Source organism: Arthrobacter sp. SIMBA_036 (assembly GCF_046535135.1).
In the GTDB taxonomy this organism is placed as follows: Bacteria; Actinomycetota; Actinomycetes; order Actinomycetales; family Micrococcaceae; genus Arthrobacter.
This window is the reverse complement of sequence record NZ_JAWRXG010000376.1, coordinates 1-248: the sequence shown is the minus strand read 5'-3', so window position 1 is coordinate 248 and position 248 is coordinate 1. Positions and strand designations below refer to the sequence as shown.

The window sequence follows — 248 nt, the reverse complement described above, 5'->3', positions numbered from 1 at the left end:
CAGGGAACTCACGAATGCCGACGCGCGTCTGGTCGTGACCGACCTTACTGCCGCAGGTATGACTGCCATTGTCGCCGCGCGGCCAGATATCATCAATACTTGGCACGCTCTTCTTCTCCGTGCGGAGAAAGCGAAAAAAAGAAGTCTTCACCTGTTTGCCATTCGGTTTGCAGGCGCGATAGCCGGGGAGCATGCCGACTTGGCAGTTGAACTTTTCCGCGCATACTCCGCTGTTAATCCGCTGGTAC

The 248-nt window shown here is 56.0% G+C and carries 1 protein-coding gene; it reads right to left on the bottom strand.

Annotation, left to right across the window (positions count from 1 at the left end; translation table 11 throughout):
- Positions 1-248 (bottom strand): hypothetical protein (locus tag SB659_RS20220; RefSeq protein WP_410551721.1); only part of this gene is annotated, 248 nt, incomplete at both ends.